The 22,942-nt window shown below is 59.9% G+C and carries 25 protein-coding genes; 24 read left to right on the plus strand and 1 reads right to left on the minus strand.

Features of this window, described 5'->3' with window-relative positions:
- Positions 1-29 precede the first annotated feature (29 nt).
- The 4 genes from yajC (at position 30) to H9642_RS04540 (ending at position 4,119) form a co-directional block, all read left to right on the plus strand.
- Complete coding sequence (gene yajC / locus H9642_RS04525; protein WP_251835197.1) at positions 30-359, plus strand: preprotein translocase subunit YajC; 330 nt, start codon at positions 30-32, stop codon at positions 357-359.
- Between the two features lie 205 nt (positions 360-564).
- Positions 565-2,427 carry a protein translocase subunit SecD gene (gene secD, locus H9642_RS04530; RefSeq protein ID WP_251835198.1) on the plus strand — a complete coding sequence of 621 codons (1,863 nt, stop codon included), beginning with the start codon at positions 565-567 and terminating at the stop codon, positions 2,425-2,427.
- Between the two features lie 9 nt (positions 2,428-2,436).
- Positions 2,437-3,351: a protein translocase subunit SecF gene (secF, locus tag H9642_RS04535; protein WP_251835199.1), complete on the plus strand. Its 915-nt coding sequence runs from the start codon at positions 2,437-2,439 to the stop codon at positions 3,349-3,351.
- Between the two features lie 228 nt (positions 3,352-3,579).
- Positions 3,580-4,119: a glycine zipper 2TM domain-containing protein gene (locus H9642_RS04540; protein ID WP_251835200.1), complete on the plus strand. Its 540-nt coding sequence runs from the start codon at positions 3,580-3,582 to the stop codon at positions 4,117-4,119.
- A gap of 90 nt (positions 4,120-4,209) precedes the next feature.
- Here H9642_RS04540 and suhB read toward each other — a convergent pair whose 3' ends face one another.
- Complete coding sequence (suhB, locus tag H9642_RS04545) at positions 4,210-5,025, minus strand: type III secretion system regulator SuhB (protein ID WP_251835201.1); 816 nt, start codon at positions 5,023-5,025, stop codon at positions 4,210-4,212.
- Positions 5,026-5,171: 146 nt separating this feature from the next.
- Between suhB and trmJ the strand changes: the two genes are divergently transcribed.
- From trmJ to H9642_RS04645, 20 genes are all read left to right on the plus strand, one after another.
- Positions 5,172-5,945 (plus strand): tRNA (cytosine(32)/uridine(32)-2'-O)-methyltransferase TrmJ, encoded by a 774-nt coding sequence (gene trmJ, locus H9642_RS04550; RefSeq protein ID WP_251835368.1) that lies wholly within the window; start codon positions 5,172-5,174, stop codon positions 5,943-5,945.
- Entirely contained in the window at positions 5,945-6,724 is a 780-nt protein-coding gene (gene cysE / locus H9642_RS04555) for a serine O-acetyltransferase (protein WP_251835202.1), read from the plus strand. Before trmJ ends, cysE begins: the two co-directional genes overlap by 1 nt.
- A gap of 145 nt (positions 6,725-6,869) precedes the next feature.
- On the plus strand, positions 6,870-7,361 hold the full coding sequence (gene iscR / locus H9642_RS04560; protein ID WP_251835203.1) for a Fe-S cluster assembly transcriptional regulator IscR: 492 nt from the start codon (positions 6,870-6,872) through the stop codon (positions 7,359-7,361).
- A gap of 30 nt (positions 7,362-7,391) precedes the next feature.
- Positions 7,392-8,606: an IscS subfamily cysteine desulfurase gene (locus tag H9642_RS04565; protein ID WP_251835204.1), complete on the plus strand. Its 1,215-nt coding sequence runs from the start codon at positions 7,392-7,394 to the stop codon at positions 8,604-8,606.
- A 45-nt stretch (positions 8,607-8,651) separates the two neighbouring features.
- Positions 8,652-9,038, plus strand: a complete 387-nt coding sequence (iscU, locus tag H9642_RS04570; protein ID WP_251835205.1) for a Fe-S cluster assembly scaffold IscU — start codon at positions 8,652-8,654, stop codon at positions 9,036-9,038.
- Positions 9,039-9,048: 10 nt separating this feature from the next.
- Positions 9,049-9,372, plus strand: a complete 324-nt coding sequence (gene iscA, locus H9642_RS04575; RefSeq protein WP_251835206.1) for an iron-sulfur cluster assembly protein IscA — start codon at positions 9,049-9,051, stop codon at positions 9,370-9,372.
- Between the two features lie 8 nt (positions 9,373-9,380).
- Positions 9,381-9,902: a co-chaperone HscB gene (gene hscB / locus H9642_RS04580; protein ID WP_251835207.1), complete on the plus strand. Its 522-nt coding sequence runs from the start codon at positions 9,381-9,383 to the stop codon at positions 9,900-9,902.
- Between the two features lie 39 nt (positions 9,903-9,941).
- A complete protein-coding gene (gene hscA, locus H9642_RS04585; RefSeq protein ID WP_251835208.1) occupies positions 9,942-11,801 on the plus strand; it encodes a Fe-S protein assembly chaperone HscA in 1,860 nt (619 codons plus the stop codon).
- Between the two features lie 5 nt (positions 11,802-11,806).
- Positions 11,807-12,145, plus strand: a complete 339-nt coding sequence (gene fdx, locus H9642_RS04590; RefSeq protein ID WP_251835209.1) for an ISC system 2Fe-2S type ferredoxin — start codon at positions 11,807-11,809, stop codon at positions 12,143-12,145.
- Between the two features lie 7 nt (positions 12,146-12,152).
- Positions 12,153-12,353, plus strand: coding sequence for a Fe-S cluster assembly protein IscX (iscX, locus tag H9642_RS04595; RefSeq protein ID WP_251835210.1), 201 nt, complete (start codon positions 12,153-12,155; stop codon positions 12,351-12,353).
- A 173-nt stretch (positions 12,354-12,526) separates the two neighbouring features.
- Positions 12,527-12,958 (plus strand): nucleoside-diphosphate kinase, encoded by a 432-nt coding sequence (ndk, locus tag H9642_RS04600; RefSeq protein WP_251835211.1) that lies wholly within the window; start codon positions 12,527-12,529, stop codon positions 12,956-12,958.
- A gap of 24 nt (positions 12,959-12,982) precedes the next feature.
- Complete coding sequence (gene rlmN / locus H9642_RS04605; protein ID WP_251835212.1) at positions 12,983-14,134, plus strand: dual-specificity RNA methyltransferase RlmN; 1,152 nt, start codon at positions 12,983-12,985, stop codon at positions 14,132-14,134.
- Between the two features lie 12 nt (positions 14,135-14,146).
- The gene (pilW, locus tag H9642_RS04610; RefSeq protein ID WP_251835213.1) at positions 14,147-14,905 is read left to right on the plus strand and encodes a type IV pilus biogenesis/stability protein PilW; all 759 of its coding nucleotides are present in this window, start codon (positions 14,147-14,149) and stop codon (positions 14,903-14,905) included.
- Positions 14,905-15,786, plus strand: a complete 882-nt coding sequence (locus tag H9642_RS04615) for a RodZ domain-containing protein (protein WP_251835214.1) — start codon at positions 14,905-14,907, stop codon at positions 15,784-15,786. Before pilW ends, H9642_RS04615 begins: the two co-directional genes overlap by 1 nt.
- 12 nt (positions 15,787-15,798) lie before the next feature.
- Entirely contained in the window at positions 15,799-16,908 is a 1,110-nt protein-coding gene (gene ispG / locus H9642_RS04620) for a flavodoxin-dependent (E)-4-hydroxy-3-methylbut-2-enyl-diphosphate synthase (protein WP_251835215.1), read from the plus strand.
- A 14-nt stretch (positions 16,909-16,922) separates the two neighbouring features.
- On the plus strand, positions 16,923-18,218 hold the full coding sequence (gene hisS / locus H9642_RS04625) for a histidine--tRNA ligase (RefSeq protein ID WP_251835216.1): 1,296 nt from the start codon (positions 16,923-16,925) through the stop codon (positions 18,216-18,218).
- Positions 18,219-18,242: 24 nt separating this feature from the next.
- Entirely contained in the window at positions 18,243-18,878 is a 636-nt protein-coding gene (locus H9642_RS04630) for a YfgM family protein (protein ID WP_251835369.1), read from the plus strand.
- A 2-nt stretch (positions 18,879-18,880) separates the two neighbouring features.
- Positions 18,881-20,023 carry an outer membrane protein assembly factor BamB gene (gene bamB / locus H9642_RS04635; RefSeq protein WP_251835217.1) on the plus strand — a complete coding sequence of 381 codons (1,143 nt, stop codon included), beginning with the start codon at positions 18,881-18,883 and terminating at the stop codon, positions 20,021-20,023.
- Between the two features lie 129 nt (positions 20,024-20,152).
- Complete coding sequence (der, locus tag H9642_RS04640; RefSeq protein WP_251835218.1) at positions 20,153-21,622, plus strand: ribosome biogenesis GTPase Der; 1,470 nt, start codon at positions 20,153-20,155, stop codon at positions 21,620-21,622.
- A 166-nt stretch (positions 21,623-21,788) separates the two neighbouring features.
- The gene (locus H9642_RS04645) at positions 21,789-22,940 is read left to right on the plus strand and encodes a pyridoxal phosphate-dependent aminotransferase (protein WP_251835219.1); all 1,152 of its coding nucleotides are present in this window, start codon (positions 21,789-21,791) and stop codon (positions 22,938-22,940) included.
- The last annotated feature ends 2 nt before the right edge of the window (positions 22,941-22,942 follow it).

Raw genomic sequence — 22,942 nt, forward strand, 5'->3', positions numbered from 1 at the left:
AATCCAAACCATTGCAACAGGAGTGTTACATGAGCTTTTTGATTCCCGCCGCCTACGCTGACGCTGCCGCTCCGGCTGCTGCCGGTTCCGGCTTTGAGTGGATTTTCCTGGTCGGTTTTCTGGTCATCTTCTACCTGATGATCTGGCGTCCCCAGGCCAAGCGCGCCAAAGAGCACAAGAACTTGCTCGGTAGCCTGCAAAAGGGCGACGAGGTTGTCACTGGCGGTGGTATCACCGGTAAAGTGGTCAAGGTAACCGACGACTACGTGGTGCTGGAAGTGGCTGACAATGTCGAGCTGAAATTCCAGAAAGCTGCTGTGGTTGCGACCCTTCCCAAGGGTACGCTGAAGGCCCTCTGAGATCCCGTCCACGATTTGCCGCGCTGCGGTGATGCTGGACTCGAGTTGGCTGCGAAATGCTGCTTACAGCTTGTAAACTCCACTTCTCGGCTGATTCCGCCTGGCCCATCCTGGCGATGGCGAGTCGTGAGCTGATTATCTCGACGAGTTCTTCTTTTCTTACGGGGCGCTTTTCAGCGCCCCGCTTTTCTAAGCGGGCGGCGTCATGCTGAACAAATATCCCCTGTGGAAATACTTGCTGATTCTTGCGGTACTGGCCCTGGGGCTGGTGTATTCCGCTCCTAACCTGTATCCCGATGATCCGTCGATTCAGATTACCGGTGCCAGTACGGCACTGAGGATTGATGAGGCGGTTCTCGATAAAACCAGCCGGGCTCTGACCGCGGCGGGCATTCCCGTCAAGGCGGCAGAAGTCAGTGAGCGTGGCGGCCTGTTGCGACTGACTGGGCTGGGCGATCAGCTGCCGGCCAAGGATGTGGTGCGCAAAGCCCTTGGTGATGAATATGTGGTCGCCCTGAATTTGGCGCCGACCACTCCGCCGTGGCTGCGCAGTCTGGGCGCTAGCCCAATGAAGCTGGGACTGGACCTGTCTGGAGGTGTGCACTTTCTACTGGAAGTGGACATGGACAAGGCTGTGGATGCCCGGTTGAAAGTGTACGAAGGCGAAGTGAAAAGTCTGCTGCGCAAGGAGCGCATGCGCTACCGTTCGCTGGCCGGGGGCGAGAATGCCTTCCAGCTCGGCTTCTCCGATGCGGAGGCCCTGGCCAAGGCACAAAGCCTGATTCGCAAGAGTTTCACTGATTTCGAAATGACCACCAGCGTGCGCAATCAGCTGCAGGTGCTTAACCTGGCGTTGTCGCCGGCCAAGCTGGCGGAAATTCGCGAGTATTCGATCAAGCAGAACCTGACCACGGTGCGTAACCGCGTCAACGAGTTGGGTGTTGCCGAGCCGCTGGTGCAGCGTCAGGGTGCCAACCGTATTGTGGTTGAACTGCCAGGTGTGCAGGACACCGCAGAAGCGAAGCGTATCCTGGGGAAAACGGCCAGCCTCGAATTCCGTCTGGCGGCTGACCTGGAAACGCCGCGTTCCGCCACGGAGAACTTCGAGTTCCGCGAGGCGGGGCGTGCGCCTGTGGCGCTGGAGCGCAGCGTGATCATTACCGGTGATCAGGTAACTGACGCTTCGGCAAGCTACGATGAAAATGGTCGTCCGCAAGTCAACATCCGTCTCGACGGACATGGCGGCGAGCTGATGAATCGCGCTACCCGCAACAGCGTTGGACGCAGCATGGCGGTGATCTTCATCGAGCAGAAGCCGGTGACGCGCTACGTCAAGCAAACGGTCGACGGTGTTGAGCAGGAGGTTGCTGTTCAGTCGTTCAAGGAAGAGAAGCAAATCATTTCACTGGCCACTATCCAGTCGACCCTGGGCAGCCAGTTCCGCATTACCGGCCTGAATGGCCAGGGCGAATCGTCCGAGCTGGCATTGCTGCTGCGTGCCGGTGGCCTGGCAGCACCGATGTACTTTGCGGAAGAGCGCACCATCGGCCCAAGCCTGGGTGCGGAAAACATCACCAAGGGCATCGAGTCCACCTGGTGGGCGCTGGTCTTCGTCTCGTTATTCGTCATCGCCATCTACAAGTTCTTCGGCGTTCTGGCGACCATCGCCTTGGCGTTCAACCTGGTGCTGTTGATGGGTCTGATGTCGGTGATCGGTGCCACGTTGACCCTGCCAGGCATCGCCGGCATTGTGCTGACCCTGGGCATGGCGGTGGACGCCAACGTACTGATCTACTCGCGTATTCGCGAAGAGCTGAAGAGTGGCCTGTCAGTGCAGCGGGCCATACACGAAGGTTTTGACCGTGCCTACACGGCGATCATCGACAGTAACCTGACGACTCTGCTGGTAGGTGGCATTCTCTTCGCCTTGGGTACCGGGCCGATCAAGGGCTTCGCTGTCACCTTGTCGCTGGGCATTCTCACCTCGATGTTCACTGCGATCCTGTTTACCCGTGCTCAGGTCAACCTGATCTTCGGTGGTCGCAACGTCAAGAAACTGTGGATCTGAGGAATGGCCATGATCAAGAAAACCATACCGTTCATGGCGATCCGCAATATTGCGTTCGCCATTACCCTGGTATTGACCGTCATCGGTCTCGTGGCGCTGGTTGGCAAGGGCCTGAATTTCGGCCTGGATTTCACGGGCGGCACACTGATCGAGTTGCAGTATGAAGAAGCAGCGGATCTGGAGCTGATCAAGCGTGAGCTGAATCAGGCCGGTTATACCGATGCGGTGGTGCAAAGCTTCGGTGCTGTCACCGATGTGCTGGTGCGCATGGCCGGAGATGATCCGCAACTGGGTGCGCAGGTGGCTGAGGCGCTGCGCAAGATCGATCCGGATGCTCGCTTCCAGGTCAAGCGCGTCGAGTTCGTCGGTCCGCAAGTGGGTGAGGAGTTGCGCGATCAGGGTGGCCTGGCGATGCTCCTGGCTCTGGGCGGCATCCTCCTGTATCTGGCTTTTCGCTTCCAGTGGAAGTTCGGTGTAGGTGCGATCGCTTCCCTGGCTCACGACACCATCCTGACTCTGGGTATCCTGGCGTTTTTCGAGATCCCCTTCGACCTCACCGTTCTGGCTGCGGTGCTGGCAATGATCGGTTACTCGCTGAACGACACCATTATCATTTATGACCGTATCCGCGAAAACTTCCGGGTGCTGCGAAAGGCCAGCCTGGTTGAGAACATTGATACCTCGGTAACCCAGACACTGCTGCGTACCATGGCAACCTCGTTCTCTACAGCTCTGGCGCTAATTGCGCTCTTGATGTTCGGTGGTGATGTGCTGGCCGGGTTTGCGTTGGCACTGCTGATCGGTGTGGTCGTGGGGACCTACTCCTCGGTCTACATCGGCGCTACGGTGCTGGTCTGGCTGAAGCTGACAACCGAAGATTTGATTCCGCCGGTGAGCGAAGAAGTGGTCGACGAATTACCCTAGGCTTTACTGTCCAGAAACGCCGCGCTAGCGGCGTTTTTTTTGAGCCAAAAAATCTGGCACGCGACGTTAGGTCTGTCTCATGCTTCTCGAGAGCGCTATTAAAGATAAAGAGCGGCGTTCATCGGTTTTGCTCTTCAGAAACCCGTGATAGCGAACACAACATCAAATCGTCTGTCTCAGGCCAGGTATTTAGGGAGTAGTCCCTGCCCAAGGTATTTTGGAGAGCAAATGAACAAGTCAATGGTAGTGGGCGTAGTGCTGGGTGCGGTGGTGGTCACCGCCGGTGGTGCCGTGGCAACGTACAACATGATGGGCGACAAGGGGCCACAATTTGCACGGGTTACGGATGTTACGCCAATCAAGGAAACCATTCGCACGCCGCGTCAGGTCTGTAAGGATGTGGCGATTACGCATCAGAAGCCGGTGCAGGATCAGCATCAGGTCGCCGGTACGGCGCTGGGGGCAGTGGTTGGCGGTCTGATAGGCAATCAGGTGGGGGGCGGCAGTGGCAAGAAGATCGCCACCGTGGCGGGTGCGGTTGGCGGTGGCTATGCCGGCAACAAGGTGCAAGAACGTATGCAGGCCAATGATACCTATACCACCACGGAAACCCGCTGCAATACCGTGACGGATACCCGTGAGAAGGTCGTCGGGTATACGGTCAAGTACGAGTTGGAAGGGCGGGTTGGCCAAGTGCGTATGGATCGTGATCCGGGTCAGCAGATTCCGGTGCGCGATGGCCAGTTGGTGCTGGCGGAACAGCAGTAAGCCTGGCTGAGCATGCCGCAAGTGCGACAGGCTCCACGCATGAAAAAAGCGCCCTGGGGCGCTTTTTTCATGTCTTTTGCGGTGGCCCGCTTATCGCTTCAGAGCGGTCGACAGATGCGGTTGGATGGCGGTCAATACCGCCTTGAAGCACTTGGTGTTCCCAGCAACGATATGGCCTTTCTCGAGGAAGGCGTGGCCGCCATTGAAGTCGCTGACCAGGCCACCCGCTTCTTGGATCAGAAGGGCGCCCGCGGCCATGTCCCACTCGGACAAGCCGAATTCCCAGAAGGCGTCGTAACGGCCAGCTGCCACATAGGCCAGGTCGAGACTGGCCGAGCCTGCGCGGCGGATACCGGCGGTTTGGCCCACCAGGCTGCGGAACATGCCCAGGTAGCTGTCTAAATGGTCCAGCTGACTGTCGCGGAATGGGAAGCCGGTGCCCAGCAGGGCGCCTTCCAGGCTGCGGCGCGGGCTGACCCGCAGGCGACGACCGTTGAGCGCAGCGCCGCGGCCACGGCTGGCGGTAAACTCTTCTTGGCGAACCGGATCGAGGACCACGGCGTGTTCCAGACGGCCCTTGTATTTGCAGGCAATGCTGACCGCAAAGTGGGGTACGCCGCGCAGAAAGTTGGTGGTCCCATCCAGAGGATCGATAACCCAGAGATAGTCGCTACCCTCGCCGCTGCCGGGAGTCAGGCCGCTTTCCTCGCCCATGAAGCCGTGATTTGGATAAGCCTTGCGCAGGGCATTGATGATGCATTGTTCTGCGGCAAGATCGACTTCGCTAACATAATCCTTGGCATCTTTCTCGTTTACCGAGATGGCATCCAGGCGTTCGATAGAGCGGAAAATCAGTTCACCGGCGCTGCGCGCAGCGCGCAGCGCGATATTCAGCATGGGCTGCATGGAGAGGGTCACCTGGGCTGGTAAAGAAAGCCGATTATTCTAGCAGAAAAGCAGTTTGGGTGTTGAAAACCTGCGTTCATCTTGCGTGCGTTCAGCAAGCTGCATCGTTTAAGATTCGTCCCCTTTGTATTCAGCGGGAGCAGGCAGTGCTAGAAAACATTCGCGTGGTGCTGGTCAATACCAGTCATCCAGGCAATATCGGTGGGGCTGCTCGCGCCATGAAGAATATGGGGCTGTCCCGTCTGGTGCTCGTCGATCCTGAAGAATTTCCCAGCGGTAAGGCCGTGGCGCGGGCCTCGGGGGCGACGGATATTCTCGACGGCGCTCAGGTCGTAGCCACGCTGGAAGAAGCACTGGTCGGTTGTAGCCTGGTGCTCGGCACTAGTGCGCGAGACCGGCGGATTCCCTGGCCGCTGCTTGATCCGCGCGAAAGCGGTACGGTTTGTGTGGAGCAAATACAGCTGGGTGGCGAGGTCGCGCTGGTATTTGGACGTGAGTACGCCGGGCTGACCAATGATGAGCTGCAGCGCTGTCAGTTTCATGTACATATTCCTTCCGATCCGGAGTTCAGCTCATTGAACCTGGCAGCTGCGGTGCAGGTGCTGACCTATGAGGTCCGTATGGCCTGGCTGGCGGCTCAGGGGCGTCCGAGCAAGGTGGAAAAGCTGGAAGTTACTGCCATGCATGACACTCAACCGGTGACCGCGGATGAGATGGAGCTGTACTACCGGCACTTGGAAGAGACTTTGGTGCAGATCGGTTTTCTTGACCCCGCCAAGCCGCGCCACCTGATGGCTCGCTTGCGGCGTCTGTACGGCCGCATCGCGGTCAGCAAGCTGGAAATGAATATTTTGCGCGGCATTTTGACCGAAACTCAAAAGACCGCGCGAGGCGAGCCACACAAGCGGAGAGATCAGTGATGTTCGCACGCATGCGAGAAGATATTCAAAGCGTATTTAGTCGCGACCCGGCAGCCCGTAATGCCTTCGAGATCGTCACCTGCTATCCGGGGCTGCATGCCATCTGGCTGCATCGGGTGGCCCATTGGTTGTGGGGGTATGACTGGAAGTGGTGCGCGCGCATGGTCTCCAACTTCAATCGCTGGTTGACCGGGATCGAGATACATCCCGGGGCCAAGGTCGGCCGGCGTTTTTTTATTGACCATGGCATGGGTATTGTTATCGGCGAGACGGCCGAGATTGGTGATGACGTAACGCTTTACCAGGGCGTGACCCTGGGAGGCACAAGTTGGAACAAGGGTAAGCGCCACCCAACATTGGAAGATGGTGTGGTGGTCGGTGCGGGTGCAAAGGTCCTGGGGCCGTTTACGGTTGGTGCCGGGGCCAAGATCGGCTCCAATGCGGTGGTGACCAAGCCGGTTCCGGCTGGTGCTACGGCGGTGGGTATTCCGGGTCGGGTGATCGTCAAGCCGAATGGTGAGCAAGAGGCCAAGCGCAAGGCAATGGCCGAGAAGTTCGGCTTCGATGCGTACGGTCTCGGTCAGGACATGCCCGATCCTGTGGCGCGCTCGATTGGCCAGCTGCTTGATCATTTACAAGTGGTTGATGCGCGGCTGGAAGGGATGTGCAAGGCATTGCAGGACCTGGGTAGCGATTACTGCGCGAAAGACATGCCAACACTGCGCGACGAGGATTTTGCCGCGGTCAAGGAGGCGGACGACGGTGAGGTTAGGTCTTAGGTTGGATGCCTGAGGGGGTGGCAGCCTGTTAACATGGCGACCGTTGCCGTAGGTAAACCCGAGTGTTTTGATTGGTCTTATAGTTGACTCAATTACTCGGATATTGGATACTTGCGCCAAACCAGTGATCCTGCGGTGCTTCGTCATGCGACTCACAACCAAAGGCCGTTATGCCGTCACAGCCATGCTTGACTTGGCTTTGCATGCCCAGCAAGGGCCGGTTTCGCTTGCGGATATTTCCGAGCGACAAGGCATCTCCCTGTCTTACCTGGAACAGCTGTTCGCCAAGCTGCGCCGCAACGAACTGGTAACCAGCGTGCGTGGCCCCGGCGGCGGCTACCACCTGGCTCGTGAAATGCGCGCCATTCAGGTTGCGCAGGTGATCGATGCGGTCAACGAATCTGTAGATGCCACCCGTTGCCAGGGGGTGGGGGATTGCCATGATGGCGGTACCTGCCTGACGCACCACTTGTGGTGCGACCTGAGCGATCAGATCCATACCTTCCTCAGTGGCATAAGCCTGGCTGACTTGGTGAGCCGGCGCGAGGTGCAGGAAGTCGCCCGGCGCCAGGATAGGCTCCGCAGTCACGGCGGAACGCCGGAATTCGAAAAGATTAAAGCGTCCGCCATTCAATGACGATGCGCGCTGCCTGATAGGAGATACTCGATGAGATTGCCGATTTACCTCGATTATTCTGCCACGACCCCGGTGGATCCCCGTGTGGCGAAATTGATGTGCGACTGCCTGACCATGGAAGGCAACTTCGGTAACCCGGCTTCGCGCTCCCACGTCTTTGGCTGGAAATCCGAAGAAGCCGTGGAAAACGCTCGCCGTCAGGTCGCCGACCTGGTCAATGCCGATCCGCGCGAAATCGTCTGGACCTCCGGGGCCACCGAGTCGGACAACCTGGCCATCAAGGGTGTGGCGCACTTCTACGCCAGCAAGGGTAAGCACATCATTACCTCGAAGATCGAGCACAAGGCAGTGCTGGACAGCACGCGCCAATTGGAGCGCGAAGGTTTTGAGGTCACGTACCTTGAGCCAGGTGAAGATGGCATCGTAACCCCGGCCATGGTTGAGGCCGCCCTGCGTGAAGACACCATTCTGGTCTCGATCATGCACGTCAATAACGAAATCGGTACCGTCAACGACATCGCCGCCATTGGCGAGCTGACCCGTTCGCGTGGCGTGCTGTTCCACGTCGATGCCGCGCAATCCACCGGCAAGGTGGAGATCGACCTGGAAAAGATGAAGGTCGATCTGATGAGCTTCTCCGCCCACAAGACCTACGGCCCCAAAGGCATTGGTGCGCTGTACGTACGCCGTAAACCGCGCGTACGCCTGGAAGCGCAGATGCATGGCGGCGGTCACGAACGTGGCATGCGTTCCGGTACGCTGGCGACTCACCAGATCGTCGGCATGGGGGAGGCCTTCCGTATCGCCAAGGAAGACATGCAGCAAGACCGCGCTCACGTACTGGCGCTGCGCGAGCGTTTCATGCGGCAGGTCGAAGACATGGAAGAGCTTTATGTCAACGGCAGTATGACCCAGCGTGTGCCGCACAACCTGAACCTGAGCTTCAACTACGTCGAAGGCGAGTCGCTGATCATGGCCCTCAAGGACCTGGCGGTGTCGTCCGGTTCGGCCTGTACCTCGGCTTCCCTGGAGCCGTCCTACGTGCTGCGTGCCCTGGGCCGTAACGATGAGCTGGCGCATAGCTCTATTCGCTTTACCTTTGGCCGCTTCACCACCGAAGAAGATATCGATTACGCCGCACAGAAGGTTCGCGAAGCGGTGGTCAAGCTGCGTGAATTGTCGCCGCTGTGGGATATGTACAAAGAGGGCGTCGACCTCAGTAAGGTTGAATGGCAAGCGCACTAAGACGCTATCCCAGACGCCCGCCCGTGAACAGAGAGGAATTGCACCATGGCTTACAGTGAAAAGGTCATCGACCACTACGAAAACCCGCGCAACGTTGGCAAGTTTGATGCCGAAGATCCGAATATCGGCACCGGCATGGTCGGCGCTCCGGCCTGTGGTGACGTGATGCGCCTGCAGATCAAGGTCAACGACGCAGGCGTCATCGAAGACGCCAAGTTCAAGACCTACGGTTGCGGCTCGGCGATTGCCTCGAGCTCGCTGGCCACCGAGTGGATGAAGGGCAAAACCCTGGATGAAGCTGCTGCGCTGAAAAACACCATGATCGCTGAAGAGCTTGCCCTGCCGCCGGTGAAAATTCACTGCTCGGTACTCGCCGAGGACGCCATCAAGGCGGCCGTGCGCGACTACAAGCACAAGAAGGGTCTGCTCTGAGGAGGGCGTCATGGCAATCAGCATGACTGAAGCGGCTGCACAACACGTGCGCCGCTCCCTGGAAGGTCGCGGCAAGGGCGAAGGTGTTCGTCTGGGCGTGCGTACCACTGGCTGTTCCGGTCTGGCCTATGTGCTGGAGTTTGTCGACGAGCTGAAGCCTGAGGATCAAGTGTTCGAGAGCCATGGCGTCCGCGTCATCATTGACCCGAAGAGCCTGGTTTACCTCGATGGCACCGAGCTGGATTTCACCCGCGAAGGGCTCAACGAGGGCTTCAAGTTCAACAACCCCAACGTGCGTGGCGAGTGTGGCTGCGGCGAGAGCTTCAATATCTGAGGTTGTTCGTGGTCAAGCCTTGTCACTTCGCCCTGTTCGATCTGCAGCCGGACTTTCGCATTGATCTTTCGGCGCTGGCTGTGCGTTATCGCGAGCTGGCCCGAAGCATGCACCCCGATCGCTTCGCCAATGCGACTGCCGCGGAGCAGCGCCAGGCGCTGGAGCGCTCGGCAAGCCTCAATGAAGCCTATCAGGTACTCAGGAGCGCGCCGCAACGGGCGCGTTATCTCCTGGGTATCGGAGGTCATGAGCTTGCGCTGGAAGTGACGGTGCAAGACCCGGAGTTCCTCATGCAGCAGATTCAGTTGCGTGAGGAGTTGGAGGACTTGCAAGACAGCGCCGATCTGGGCGGTGTGGCGGCCTTCAAGAAACGCTTGAAAGCAGCCCAGGAACAGCTCGAAGACAGCTTTGCCAGCTGCTGGCGCGAGTCCGCCCAGCGCGAGCAGGCTGAGCGACTGGTGCGCCGCATGCAGTTTCTCGACAAGCTCACCCATGAGGTGCGTCAGCTCGAAGAGCGCCTCGACGATTAATTCCCGCGCTGTGGCGCGGCATCCGACACGCAGGCAAGCATGGTTTTACTGCAGATCGCCGAACCCGGACAGGCTCCCCAACCCCACCAGCGCCGACTGGCCGTGGGTATCGACCTGGGTACCACCAACTCGCTGGTCGCTGCATTGCGCAGCGGCAGTGCCGCGCCGCTGCCCGACGCTGATGGGAAATTCCTGTTGCCGTCGGCCGTGCGCTACCACGCCGATCGCGTTGAGGTCGGTCATGGTGCCAAGGCGGCGGCTGCCAGCGATCCATTGAATACCGTGGTTTCGGTCAAGCGCTTCATGGGGCGCGGGCTGGCCGACATCAAGCAATTGGGTGAGCAGTTGCCCTACCGTTTCAGTGAGGGCGAGTCGCACATGCCCTTCATCGATACGGTGCAGGGGCCGAAAAGCCCGGTTGAAGTTTCCGCTGAGATTTTGCGCACCTTGCGCCAGCGTGCCGAACAAACCCTCGGTGGCGACTTGGTTGGCGCCGTGATCACGGTGCCGGCTTACTTCGATGATGCCCAGCGTCAGGCCACCAAGGATGCCGCGCGTCTGGCCGGGCTCAATGTGCTGCGCTTGCTCAACGAGCCGACTGCCGCCGCCGTGGCTTATGGTCTGGACAAGCAGGCCGAAGGGCTGATCGCGATCTACGACCTGGGCGGTGGTACGTTCGATATTTCCATCCTGCGGCTTTCCAAGGGCGTCTTCGAAGTGCTGGCTACCGGTGGTGATAGTGCGCTGGGTGGTGACGACTTCGACCATGCGATTGCCGGCTGGATCATCGAGCAGGCGGATCTGTCGACTAACCTCGATCCCGGCACCCAGCGGCGCTTGCTGCAGATCGCCTGTGCGGCCAAAGAGGCCTTGACCGAGCGTGACAGTGTCACTGTCGAGTACGCCGATTGGTCAGGCGAGCTGAGTCATAGCCAGTTTCATGCGCTGATCGATCCGCTGATCGCTCGCAGCCTGAAAGCCTGCCGGCGCGCTGTGCGTGATGCTGAGTTGGGGATCGAAGACGTGACCGCAGTGGTCATGGTTGGTGGTTCGACCCGTGTGCCGCGTGTGCGCGAAGTGGTGGGCGAGCTGTTCGGCCACACCCCGTTGGCGGACATCGATCCGGATCAAGTCGTGGCCATTGGCGCGGCGATTCAGGCCGATACCCTGGCCGGCAATCGTAGTGGCGACGAGCTGCTGCTGTTGGATGTGATCCCCTTGTCCCTCGGCCTGGAAACCATGGGCGGGCTGATGGAGAAGGTCATTCCGCGCAATACCACCATTCCGGCAGCCCGCGCTCAGGACTTCACCACCTATAAAGATGGCCAGACGGCCATGGTGATTCAGGTGCTGCAGGGCGAGCGTGAGCTGGTCAAGGATTGTCGCTCACTGGCGCGCTTCGAGCTGCGCGGCATCCCGCCGATGGTGGCCGGTGCGGCAAAGATCCGCGTGACCTTCCAGGTGGATGCCGACGGTCTGCTCAGTGTTGCGGCGCGGGAGCTGAGTTCCGGTGTTGAGGCGAGTATCCAGGTCAAGCCGTCCTACGGGCTGACCGATGGAGAAATTGCGCGCATGCTGCAGGACTCCTTTCAACATGCGGGTGACGACAAGGTTGCCCGCGCCTTGGCCGAGCATCAGGTTGATGCGCAGCGCCTGCTCGAGGCTGTGGAGGCGGCTCTGCAGGCCGATGGCGAGCGTCTGCTGGACCCCGAGGAGCGTCAGGCCATTGATGCCGAGATGGATGCGCTACGTGCGCTGCAAGACAGCGATGATGGCGTGGCCATCGAGCAGCAGACCCAGCGCCTGACCCAGATTACCGACGCCTTTGCCGCTCGCCGGCTGGATGCCACCGTCAAGGCCGCACTGGCCGGACGGCAGCTCAACGATATCGAGGAATAAGCACTATGCCGCAGATCATTATTCTGCCCCATGCTGAACAATGCCCGGAAGGCGCCGTTATCGAGGCGCAAGTAGGTGAGACCGTGCTGGATGCCGCTCTGCGTCACGGCATCGAAATCGAACATGCTTGCGAAAAGTCCTGCGCCTGCACCACCTGTCACGTCGTGATTCGTGAAGGATTCGACTCGCTGGAAGAGTCCGATGAGCTGGAAGACGACATGCTGGACAAGGCGTGGGGGCTTGAGCCTCAGTCGCGCCTGTCCTGCCAGGCTGTTGTGGCTGATAGGGATCTGGTCGTGGAAATTCCCAAGTACACCATTAACCAGGTATCTGAAGGGCATTGAGGCGATTATGAGTCTGAAGTGGGTAGATGTATTGGAAATTGCCATTCAGTTGGCTGAGAGCAAACCTGAAATCGATCCGCGTCAGGTCAACTTCGTCAACCTGCATCGTTGGGTAACCGAGCTGCCCGAGTTCAGCGACGACCCTCAGCGCGGCGGCGAAAAAGTGCTGGAAGCGATCCAGGCCGCCTGGATCGAAGAGCTGGAATAGCAGTCGCAGGTATAACGCTGCGCATCTCGATGTCGGGTTTGGTTCGCCAACCCGACATTGTGTTTTCAGGCCGTCGTCGATCATGTGCCGCTTATGGCTAGAGCCTGCGGTTGTGCGTATAATCCGCCGGTTCAATTTTCCGCATCAACCCATCCCGCCTCTTGGAGTTTCCCATGGCTGTTCAACGCACTTTCTCCATCATCAAGCCCGACGCCGTCGCCAAAAACGTCATCGGTGAAATCACTACTCGTTTTGAAAAGGCCGGTCTGCGCGTTGTCGCTTCCAAGATGGTTCAGCTGTCCGAGCGCGAAGCTGCCGGTTTCTACGCCGAGCACAGCGAGCGCGGCTTCTTCAAGGATCTGGTTGCTTTCATGACCTCCGGCCCGGTTATCGTTCAGGTTCTGGAAGGCGAAAACGCCGTCCTGAAAAACCGCGAACTGATGGGCGCCACTAACCCGAAGGAAGCGGCTGCCGGTACCATTCGCGCTGATTTCGCTGTCTCCATCGACGAAAACGCCGTTCACGGTTCCGACTCCGAAGAGTCCGCAGCGCGTGAAATCTCCTACTTCTTCGCCGCTACCGAGCTGTGCAACCGCATTCGCTGATCACGATAGCGAGAGGGTGAAGCCATGACCATTACCACTGCCGGCAAAGTCAACCTGCTGGGTCTGACCCAGCCGCAACTGGAACAGTTCTTCGAGTCGATTGGCGAGAAGCGCTTCCGTGCCGGTCAGGTGATGAAATGGATTCACCACTTTGGCGTTGATGATTTCGATGCCATGAGCAATCTCGGCAAGGCCTTGCGCGAAACGCTCAAGGCCCGCGCCGAGATTCGCGGTCCCGAAGTAGTCAGCCAGGACATTTCCAGCGACGGCACTCGCAAATGGGTGGTGCGCGTGGCGTCCGGCAGCTGTGTCGAGACTGTCTATATCCCCGCCAATGGGCGCGGCACCCTGTGTGTCTCTTCCCAGGCTGGCTGCGCGCTGGATTGCAGTTTCTGCTCCACCGGTAAGCAAGGATTCAACAGCGACCTGACCGCTGCCGAAATCATCGGCCAAGTCTGGGTCGCCAACAAGTCGTTCGGCACCGTGCCGGCGAAGATCGACCGTGCCATCACCAACGTGGTGATGATGGGCATGGGCGAGCCGCTCCTCAACTTCGACAACGTGGTCGCCTCCATGAACATCATGATGGACGACCTCGGTTACGGCATTTCCAAACGCAAGGTGACGCTGTCTACCTCTGGCGTGGCGCCGATGATCGACAAGCTCGGCGAAGTGACTGACGTAGCGCTGGCCCTGTCGCTGCATGCACCCAACGATGAGTTGCGCAACCAGTTGGTGCCGATCAACAAGAAGTATCCACTGGCAGTCGTACTCAAGGCTTGCCAGAACTACATTGCCCGTCTGGGTGACAAGCGTTACCTGACGATCGAGTACACCCTGCTCAAGGATGTGAACGATCAGCCTGAGCATGCTGCGCAGATGATCGCATTGCTCAAGGATATTCCTTGCAAAATCAACCTGATCCCGTTTAATCCCTTCCCGTATTCCGGGTATGAGCGGCCGAGCAACAATGCCATCCGCCGCTTCCAGGACCAACTGCAGCAGGCTGGACACAATGTCACGGTGCGCACCACGCGCGGAGACGACATTGATGCGGCGTGCGGTCAATTGGTCGGCAAAGTGCAGGATCGCACCCGGCGCAGCGAGCGATATATCGCCGTGCGCGAACTGAGCGTTGACGCCAGCGAGCAGCGCGGCACCACCAGTCGTCCCTGAGGGAGTGAGTGCATGTTCCCGCGCATTGCGCTGCTTGTTTTGTTTGCCGGGCTGTTGGCCGGATGCATGACCGGTGGCAGTCACAATCCGATGAGCACCAGCCAGGGGCGCGATGAAGCCCGCGATGCCTATATCCAGTTGGGCATCGGCTACCTGCAGCAAGGCGCCAGCGAGCGCGCCAAGGCGCCGTTGAGCAAGGCGTTGGAGCTGGACCCCAACAGTGCCGATGCCCATGCCGCACTGGCCCTGCTGTTTCAAACTCAGATGGAACCGCAGCTGGCCGACCAACATTACCGCAAGGCGCTGACCGGTCGGTCCGGCGATGCGCGGATCCTCAACAATTACGGGACCTTCCTGTTCGAGCGTGGCCACTATGCACAGGCCTATGAACGCTTTCGTCAGGCCAGCCAGGACACGCTGTATGGCGAGCGGTCGCGGGTGTTCGAAAACCTTGGCATGACGGCCCGTGCCATGGGCAAGCCGGCTCAGGCCGAAGAGCATTTTCAGCGTGCTTTGCGCCTGAATGCGAGGCAGCCGCGCGCCTTGCTCGAAATGGCCGTCATTTCGTACGAAAAACGCGAATACATACCAGCCCGCAATTATTACGAGCGTTTCACTACCTTGTCGGAGCAAAATGCCCGTAGCCTGTTGTTGGGCATCCGCCTGGCCAAAGTCTTCGCTGACCCAGACAAGGCGGCCAGCTATGGTCTTCAGCTCAAGCGCTTGTATCCTGCCTCGCAGGAATATCGGCTATTTCTGACGGAGCAATGATGAACACGTCGTATCCTGAATCCGAAGCGACTTCCCCGGGACATCCTGGCGAGGCTTTGCGTGCAGCCCGTGAAGGCCGTAACTGGCTGAAGTCGGATGTGGCCATGCAGCTTCACCTGAGCACGGATGCCCTGACCTATCTGGAGACTGGTCAATTCGACAAGCTGCCTGGCCTGACCTTTGCGCGTGGATATGTCCGCGCCTATGCCAAGCTGCTGGGCTTGGACCAGAATCAGTTGGTGCATGATTTCGACGTGATAACGGGCTCCACTCCCGTGGCCAGCAATTTGCACAGCTTGGGCCGTATCGAAGAGCCCTCGCGCCTGTCGCGAACCATGCTGCGTGCCGGAGTGGTGGTGTTGCTGTTGATCATGATTGGTGCTGGTGCGCTGTGGTGGCAAGAGCGTTATGCCGCGACCCCGCAGGAACAAGCCGCCAGGCCGATTGAGCATGTGGAAGTGGAAAGCGCAGATGGCAGCACGCAGATTCATCCGCTGGATGAATTGGAAGATCAGGCCGTGGAAGCGGCCCAGGTGCCTATCGACCTGTTAGCGGGTGAGCCGGCTCCCTTGGCCTCGGTTGAGGCTGAGCCGATCGAGGAAGCGCCGGTAGAAGAAACGCCCGTGGCCGTTGCCGATGATCAGGGCACGCTGGTGCTGCAATTTACCGAAGAATGCTGGACTCGCGTTGCCGATGCAGATGGCAAGGTGCTTGCGAGCGCACTCAAGCGTCCCGGCGAAACGCTGGAGGTCCGCGGCAAGGCGCCGCTGGAAGTTCGCCTGGGCTACGCGCGCGGCGTGCAAGTCAGTTACAACGGTGAGAACGTCAATGTGGTCCCCTTCATGCGTGGCCAAACCGCGACATTGAAGCTGGGCCAATAGAGCTGGACAATCATGCATAGCAAATCCCCCATCAAACGTCGCCTGTCCCGCAAAATCTGGGTGGGCGCGGTGCCGGTTGGCGGCGATGCGCCGATTGCGGTGCAGAGCATGACCAATAGCGACACCCATGATGTGCCTGCTACGGTGGCGCAGATCCAGCGCCTGGAAGCCGCGGGTGCCGACATCGTGCGCGTCTCGGTACCGGACATGGACGCCGCCGAGGCGTTTGGTCGCATCAAGCAGCAGGTCAAGGTGCCGCTGGTGGCCGATATTCATTTCGACTACCAGATTGCCCTGCGTGTGGCCGAACTGGGTGTCGATTGCCTGCGTATCAACCCGGGCAACATCGGTCGCGAAGACCGGGTGCGCGCCGTGGTCGAAGCCGCCCGTGATCGAGGCATTCCGATCCGCATTGGCGTCAATGCGGGCTCTCTGGAAAAGGATTTACAGAAGAAATACGGCGAGCCGACGCCCGAAGCGTTGGTTGAATCCGCGCTGCGTCATGTCGAGCACCTGGATCGGCTGAATTTCCCCGACTTCAAGGTCAGTGTGAAGGCGTCCGATGTGTTCATGGCCGTTGAAGCCTACCGACTGCTGGCCCGCCAGATCGAGCAGCCGCTGCACCTGGGCATCACCGAAGCCGGCGGCTTGCGCTCGGGTACGGTGAAGTCCGCCGTCGGCCTGGGCATGCTGCTCGCCGAGGGCATTGGCGACACCATCCGGATCTCGCTGGCAGCCGATCCGGTGGAAGAGATCAAGGTCGGTTTCGATATTCTCAAGTCGCTACGCCTACGCTCGCGGGGCATCAATTTCATTGCCTGTCCCAGTTGCTCACGGCAGAACTTCGACGTGGTCAAGACCATGAACGAGCTGGAGCAGCGGGTCGAAGACCTGCTGGTGCCGATGGATGTGGCGGTGATCGGCTGTGTGGTCAATGGCCCCGGCGAAGCCAAGGAGGCGCATATCGGCCTGACCGGCGGCTCGCCCAACCTCGTCTATATCGACGGTAAACCCGCACACAAGATGGTTAATGACAATCTGGTGGATGAGCTTGAGCGCTTGATCCGCCGCAAAGCCGCCGAAAAGCTGGAAGCCGATGCTTCGCTGATCGTCCGCAGCTGATTTAAGGAACGAACTTGAGCAAGACCCTGCAAGCCATTCGTGGCATGAATGACATCCTGCCGGCACAAACACCGGTATGGCGCTATCTGGAGAGTACCTTTTCCGAGCTGCTGGACAGCTACGGCTACAGCGAGATCCGCTTGCCGATCGTTGAATACACCGAACTGTTCGCCCGCGGCATTGGCGAAGGGACTGATGTGGTCGACAAGGAAATGTACACCTTCCTGGACCGCAACGAAGAGTCCCTGACCCTGCGTCCCGAAGGCACCGCCGGTTGCGTGCGTGCCGTGCTGGAGCATGGTCTTTCGGGTGGCGGCCAGGTGCAGAAACTCTGGTATCTCGGCCCGATGTTCCGCTATGAAAAGCCGCAGAAAGGCCGTTATCGGCAGTTTCACCAGATCGGCGTGGAAGTGTTCAATCAGCCGGGTCCGGACATCGACGCCGAGCTGATCGTGCTCACGGCGCGGCTGTGGAAGAAACTCGGCATCGCCGACGCGGTGACCCTGCAACTCAACAGCCTGGGCTCCAGCGAGGCCCGTGCGGCCTACCGCGATGCGTTGGTGGTTTACCTGCAACAGCGCTTCGATCAGCTCGACGAAGACAGCCAGCGCCGCCTGACCACCAATCCGCTGCGCATTCTGGACAGCAAGAATGCCCAGACCCAGGCCCTGCTGGCCGATGCGCCGACCTTGCTCGAGTATCTCGATGAAGATTCGCGCAGCCACTTCGAGGGCCTCAAGTCGCGCCTGGATGTGCTGGGCATAGCTTACGAAATCAACCCGAAACTGGTGCGTGGCCTGGATTATTACGGCCGCACCGTGTTCGAGTGGATCACTGACAAGCTGGGTTCCCAGGGCACCGTGTGTGCCGGTGGTCGCTACGACGGGCTGATCAGCCAGTTCGGTGGCAAGCCGACCCCGGGCGTGGGTTTTGCCATGGGTGTGGAGCGCCTGGTACTGCTGGTGGAAACGCTGCAGCAGGTTCCTGCGGAACTGTCGCGTCCGGCACATGCCTATATCTGCGCCTTCGGCGAGCCGGCCGAGCTGGCCGCCCTGGCGTTGTCCGAGCAGCTGCGTGATACGCTTCCGGGCTTGCGCGTGCTGGTCAACGCCGGTGCCGGCAGCTTCAAGAGTCAATTCAAGAAAGCTGACAAGAGTGGCGCGCAATTTGCCCTTATCCTTGGTGAGGATGAGCTGGCCAAGCGCGTGGTGGGCTGCAAGCCGCTGCGTGATGACAGCGAACAACAAAGCATTGCCTGGGATGCGCTGGCCGGCCATCTGGCGGGTCTGGTGCAAGACCGCGGCCGATAACGAAAAAGGAGAAGTTGGGTGAGCATGACCGAAGACGAGCAGATTGCGCAGTTGAAGGACTGGTGGCAGCGCAACGGCAAACCCTTGTTGACCGGCGGCATTCTGGCTCTGGCCCTGGTGTTTGGCTGGCAGGCGTGGCAGAAGCATCAGGTCAATCAGGCCAATGGAGCATCCATGCTCTATCAGCAACTGCTGGATACCGTGCTGAATCCGAACGCACCGGTGGACACCGCACGTGTCGCTGAGTTGGCGGCCCAGTTGAAAAATGATTTCGGCAGCACTCACTACGCCCAGTACGGCAGCCTGTTCGTGGCCAAGGTGGCCGTCGAAGCCGGCAAGCTGGACGATGCGGTGAATGAGTTGCGCCCTGTGCTGGATGATCCGGCCGATGCGGAAGTGGGCGAGCTGGCACGCCAGCGCCTGGCTCGCATCCTGGCGGCCCAAGGCAAGGCAGAGGAAGGCTTGGCCTTGCTGGATGGCAATGTCAGTGCAGCGTTCCAGGCAGGCCGTGAGGAAGTCAAAGGCGATCTGCTGGTCCAGCTGGGCCGTGCGGAGGATGCCCGTACCGCCTATAACAAGGCCAAGGCGGCGCTGCGTGACAATGCAGCGGCCGGCGAGCTGCAACTCAAGCTGGACGATCTCGCTGACGGAGGCGTCTGACTGTGAAAGCCTTGACCTACGCTGTGCTGCTGTCCGTGACCGTTCTGGTCGCCGGCTGTGGTAGCTCGAGCAAGAAGGAATTACCGCCGGCCGAGTTGCCGAAGTTCGAAGCGGAGATTCAGCTGCGCAAGGTATGGAGCCGTTCCATCGGCAGTGGTCAGGGCGACAACTACAGCATGCTGACGCCAGCAGTGGACGGTGAGCTGATTTTCGCTGCCGATGTCAAAGGTCGTGTGGTGGCCATGGATCGCACCACCGGCAAGGTGCAGTGGAAGAAGGACCTCAACGTGCCGGTGTCCGGTGGCGTCGGTGCCGGCAATGGCCTGGTGCTGGTCGGTACGCTCAAGGGTGAGGTGATTGCCCTGGACAGCGGCAGTGGCGAGCGCAGATGGCGTGCGCAGGTGACCAGTGAGGTGCTTTCCGCACCGGCCACCAATGGCGATGTAGTCGTCGTACAAACTCAGGACGATCGGCTGATCGCCCTGGAGGCAAGCGACGGCACACAGCGCTGGATTTACGACAACACCCCGGCGGTGCTGACGTTGCGCGGTACCGGTGCCCCGCTGGTCACCAACCAGTTGGCCTTTGCCGGCCTGTCCACTGGCAAGGTAATTGCCGTGGATACCCGTCGAGGCATGCCGGTCTGGGAGCAGCGCATCGCGGTGCCGCAGGGCCGTTCCGAGCTGGAGCGGGTAGTGGATATCGACGGCGGCTTGCTGCTGTCGGGCGGTAATCTGTACGTGGTGACCTATCAAGGCCGTGTCGCCGCTCTGGAGCAGAACAGTGGTCGTATCCTCTGGCAGCGCGAGGCGTCCAGTTACGTCGGTGTCGCCCAGGGCTTCGGCAGCGTTTATGTGAGCCAGGCCGATGGCACCGTGGAAGGTATCGACGAGCGTTCGACGTCGGCATTGTGGAGCAATGATGGCTTGGCGCGTCGTCAGCTGTCGGCGCCGGAAGTATTTTCCAGTTACGTTGCGGTGGGCGATCTGGAAGGCTATCTGCACCTGATCAGCCAGGTGGATGGTCGCTTCGTGGCCCGCACTCGTATCGACAGCGACGGCCTGCGCGCCCGGCCGCTGGTCGTGGGCGGCTGGCTGTATGCCTATGGCAACAGTGGAAAACTGGTGGGCTTGACCATCAAGTAAGCCGAGCGCCGGCCTGGATTCATCCGGGCTGTGCGGAACGGCCGTCTGCTTCGGCAGGCTTTTAAAATTGCTGGCCGCTGCCCTTGCAGCGGCCTTTGTGTTTTCTGAATTATCGCAGTGGAGAGCCGTATGGTTCCCGTAATCGCCTTGGTTGGCCGTCCCAATGTGGGCAAATCGACCCTGTTCAACCGCCTGACCAAAACCCGTAACGCCATCGTGGCTGAATTCGCCGGGCTGACCCGCGACCGCCAATATGGCGAGGCCAAATGGCAGGGTAAAACCTACCTCGTCATCGATACCGGGGGTATCTCCGGCGACGAGGAAGGCATTGATGCCAAGATGGCCGAGCAATCGCTGCAGGCCATCGAAGAAGCCGATGCCGTGCTGTTCATGGTCGACTCGCGCGCCGGCCTGACCGCTGCGGATCAGATGATCGCCGAGCATTTGCGCAAGCGAAACAAGCGCTGCTTTCTGGTTGCCAATAAGGTCGACACTGTCGATCCGGACCTGGCTCGCGCCGAGTTCAGCCCGTTGGGCCTGGGCGATGCGCTACCAATCGCCGCCGCTCACGGGCGCGGGATCAGTCACATGCTGGATGCCGCGCTGGGGATCTTTGCCAGCGATGAAGCGGAGGCTGAAGACGAAGAGGCTGAAATCGTCGCCCCGGGCCAGGAAGCCAAGCGCATTCCGGGACCCAGCGAGAAAGACGGCATCAAGATCGCCATCATCGGCCGACCCAACGTGGGCAAGTCGACGCTGGTCAACCGCATGCTGGGCGAGGAGCGGGTCATCGTCTATGACCAGGCCGGCACCACCCGCGACAGCATCTACATTCCCTTTGAGCGTGGCGACGAGAAATACACGCTGATCGACACCGCCGGTGTGCGCCGGCGCGGCAAGATCTTCGAAGCGGTGGAAAAGTTCTCCGTGGTCAAGACCCTGCAGGCGATCCAGGACGCCAACGTGGTGATCTTCGTCATGGACGCGCGTGAAGGGGTGGTCGAACACGACCTTAATCTGCTTGGCTTCGTGCTGGAAACCGGCCGTGCGCTGGTCATCGCGCTGAACAAGTGGGATGGCATGGACCCCAAGGAACGCGATTATGTGAAGACCGAGCTGGAGCGCCGGTTGTTCTTCGTCGACTTCGCCGATATCCACTTCATCTCGGCATTGCACGGCACGGGGGTGGGCAATCTGTACAAGTCGGTGCAGGCCTCGTTCACCTCGGCGGTGACCCGCTGGCCGACCAATCGCCTGACGCAGATCCTCGAAGACGCCGTGCAAGAGCACCAACCGCCGATGGTCAACGGCCGGCGCATCAAGCTGCGCTACGCCCACCTGGGTGGCGCCAACCCGCCGCTGATCGTGATCCATGGCAACCAGGTCGACGCGGTGCCCAAGTCCTACTCCCGTTACCTAGAAAACACATTCCGGCGGGTACTCAAATTGGTCGGCACGCCGATTCGCATCGAGTACAAGGGCGGTGAAAACCCCTACGAGAAAAACAAGAACACCCTCACCGACCGCCAGGTGAACAAGAAACGCCGGCTGATGAGCCACCACAAGAAAGCCGAGAAAAAGCGTCGCGACAAGAAGTAACCATTGCGAGTGATGTACAGAGAGGGGTGAAGTCCTGCGATGGGCTTCACCCCTTTTACGTTCTAAGCTTCGGTCGATATTTCATAGCTGGCAGCGCTGCGCCGGGGAGGGCGGATCGGCTATCCTCGACACTCTTTACCGTCTTCGGTTATTGAAGTCCAAGGCCATGATCCAGAGCAAACTGCCCCACGTTGGCACCACCATCTTCACCACCATGTCCCAGCTCGCGGCGCAGACCGGCGCGCTCAACCTGTCCCAGGGTTTCCCCGACTTTGATGGCCCGCAAGCGCTGCGCGAAGCGGTGGGTCGACATGTCATGGCCGGACACAACCAGTACGCTCCTATGACCGGGTTGCCTGCCTTGCGTGAGCAGGTGGCCGCCAAGATCAGCCGTCTGTATGGCCGGCAGGTGAGTGCCGATACGGACATCACCATTACCCCCGGTGCCACCCAAGGTCTGTTCTGCGCCATCCAGGCGCTGGTGCGTGCAGGCGATGAAGTCATCGTCTTCGACCCCTGCTATGACAGTTATGAGCCGGCGGTGGAGTTGGCCGGCGGCCGCTGCGTCCACCTGCACCTGAGCCCGCCGACTTTCAGCATCGACTGGCAGCGCCTGGCCGATGCCATCACCCCGCGCACGCGGATGATCGTGCTTAACACGCCGCACAACCCCAGCGGTGCTTTGCTCGAGCATGCCGATCTGGATCGGCTCGCCGCGTTGCTGCGCGGACGCGAGGACATTTACCTGCTCAGTGACGAGGTCTATGAGCATCTGGTCTATGACGGCCGCGAGCATGCCAGCGTGCTGCGCCATGAAGAGCTGTATGCGCGCGCACTGGTGGTGAGCTCGTTCGGCAAGACCTACCACGTCACTGGCTGGAAGACCGGCTACGTGGTGGCACCGCCGGCACTCACCGCCGAGCTGCGCAAGGTTCATCAATACGTCAGCTTCACGGGCGTCACGCCCCTGCAGTGGGCGCTGGCCGAATTCATGACCGAACACCCCGAGCATGTCACCGAGCTGCCGGCGTTCTATCAGGCCAAACGCGATCTGTTCTGCGAGCTACTGGCCGGCTCACGCTTTGGTTTTACGCCGACGCCGGGCACGTATTTCCAGATTGCCGATTATTCGAAGATCCGCCCGGATCTCAACGACATTGAGATGGCTCAATGGCTGACGCGTGAGCATGGCGTGGCGAGCATCCCGGTGTCGGTGTTCTATCAGAGTCCGCCAGCAGACTTGCGCCTGGTGCGTTTTTGCTTCGCCAAGCGCGAGGAAACCTTGCGCCAAGCAGCGGAAAGGCTCTGCGCGGTTTGACA

This window comes from Serpens gallinarum (assembly GCF_014836765.1).
Taxonomy (GTDB): domain Bacteria; phylum Pseudomonadota; class Gammaproteobacteria; order Pseudomonadales; family Pseudomonadaceae; genus Serpens; species Serpens gallinarum.

What these genes read in the sequence shown, in the direction of transcription:
- yajC (WP_251835197.1), top strand. Translation starts at nt 30, where the DNA reads ATGAGCTTTTTGATTCCCGCCGCCTACGCTGACGCTGCCGCTCCGGCT.
- secD (WP_251835198.1), top strand. Translation starts at nt 565, where the DNA reads ATGCTGAACAAATATCCCCTGTGGAAATACTTGCTGATTCTTGCGGTA.
- secF (WP_251835199.1), top strand. Translation starts at nt 2,437, where the DNA reads ATGATCAAGAAAACCATACCGTTCATGGCGATCCGCAATATTGCGTTC.
- H9642_RS04540 (WP_251835200.1), top strand. Translation starts at nt 3,580, where the DNA reads ATGAACAAGTCAATGGTAGTGGGCGTAGTGCTGGGTGCGGTGGTGGTC.
- suhB (WP_251835201.1), bottom strand. Translation starts at nt 5,025, where the DNA reads ATGCAGCCCATGCTGAATATCGCGCTGCGCGCTGCGCGCAGCGCCGGT.
- cysE (WP_251835202.1), top strand. Translation starts at nt 5,945, where the DNA reads ATGTTCGCACGCATGCGAGAAGATATTCAAAGCGTATTTAGTCGCGAC.
- iscR (WP_251835203.1), top strand. Translation starts at nt 6,870, where the DNA reads ATGCGACTCACAACCAAAGGCCGTTATGCCGTCACAGCCATGCTTGAC.
- H9642_RS04565 (WP_251835204.1), top strand. Translation starts at nt 7,392, where the DNA reads ATGAGATTGCCGATTTACCTCGATTATTCTGCCACGACCCCGGTGGAT.
- iscU (WP_251835205.1), top strand. Translation starts at nt 8,652, where the DNA reads ATGGCTTACAGTGAAAAGGTCATCGACCACTACGAAAACCCGCGCAAC.
- iscA (WP_251835206.1), top strand. Translation starts at nt 9,049, where the DNA reads ATGGCAATCAGCATGACTGAAGCGGCTGCACAACACGTGCGCCGCTCC.
- hscA (WP_251835208.1), top strand. Translation starts at nt 9,942, where the DNA reads ATGGTTTTACTGCAGATCGCCGAACCCGGACAGGCTCCCCAACCCCAC.
- fdx (WP_251835209.1), top strand. Translation starts at nt 11,807, where the DNA reads ATGCCGCAGATCATTATTCTGCCCCATGCTGAACAATGCCCGGAAGGC.
- iscX (WP_251835210.1), top strand. Translation starts at nt 12,153, where the DNA reads ATGAGTCTGAAGTGGGTAGATGTATTGGAAATTGCCATTCAGTTGGCT.
- ndk (WP_251835211.1), top strand. Translation starts at nt 12,527, where the DNA reads ATGGCTGTTCAACGCACTTTCTCCATCATCAAGCCCGACGCCGTCGCC.
- rlmN (WP_251835212.1), top strand. Translation starts at nt 12,983, where the DNA reads ATGACCATTACCACTGCCGGCAAAGTCAACCTGCTGGGTCTGACCCAG.
- pilW (WP_251835213.1), top strand. Translation starts at nt 14,147, where the DNA reads ATGTTCCCGCGCATTGCGCTGCTTGTTTTGTTTGCCGGGCTGTTGGCC.
- H9642_RS04615 (WP_251835214.1), top strand. Translation starts at nt 14,905, where the DNA reads ATGAACACGTCGTATCCTGAATCCGAAGCGACTTCCCCGGGACATCCT.
- ispG (WP_251835215.1), top strand. Translation starts at nt 15,799, where the DNA reads ATGCATAGCAAATCCCCCATCAAACGTCGCCTGTCCCGCAAAATCTGG.
- H9642_RS04630 (WP_251835369.1), top strand. Translation starts at nt 18,243, where the DNA reads ATGACCGAAGACGAGCAGATTGCGCAGTTGAAGGACTGGTGGCAGCGC.
- der (WP_251835218.1), top strand. Translation starts at nt 20,153, where the DNA reads ATGGTTCCCGTAATCGCCTTGGTTGGCCGTCCCAATGTGGGCAAATCG.
- H9642_RS04645 (WP_251835219.1), top strand. Translation starts at nt 21,789, where the DNA reads ATGATCCAGAGCAAACTGCCCCACGTTGGCACCACCATCTTCACCACC.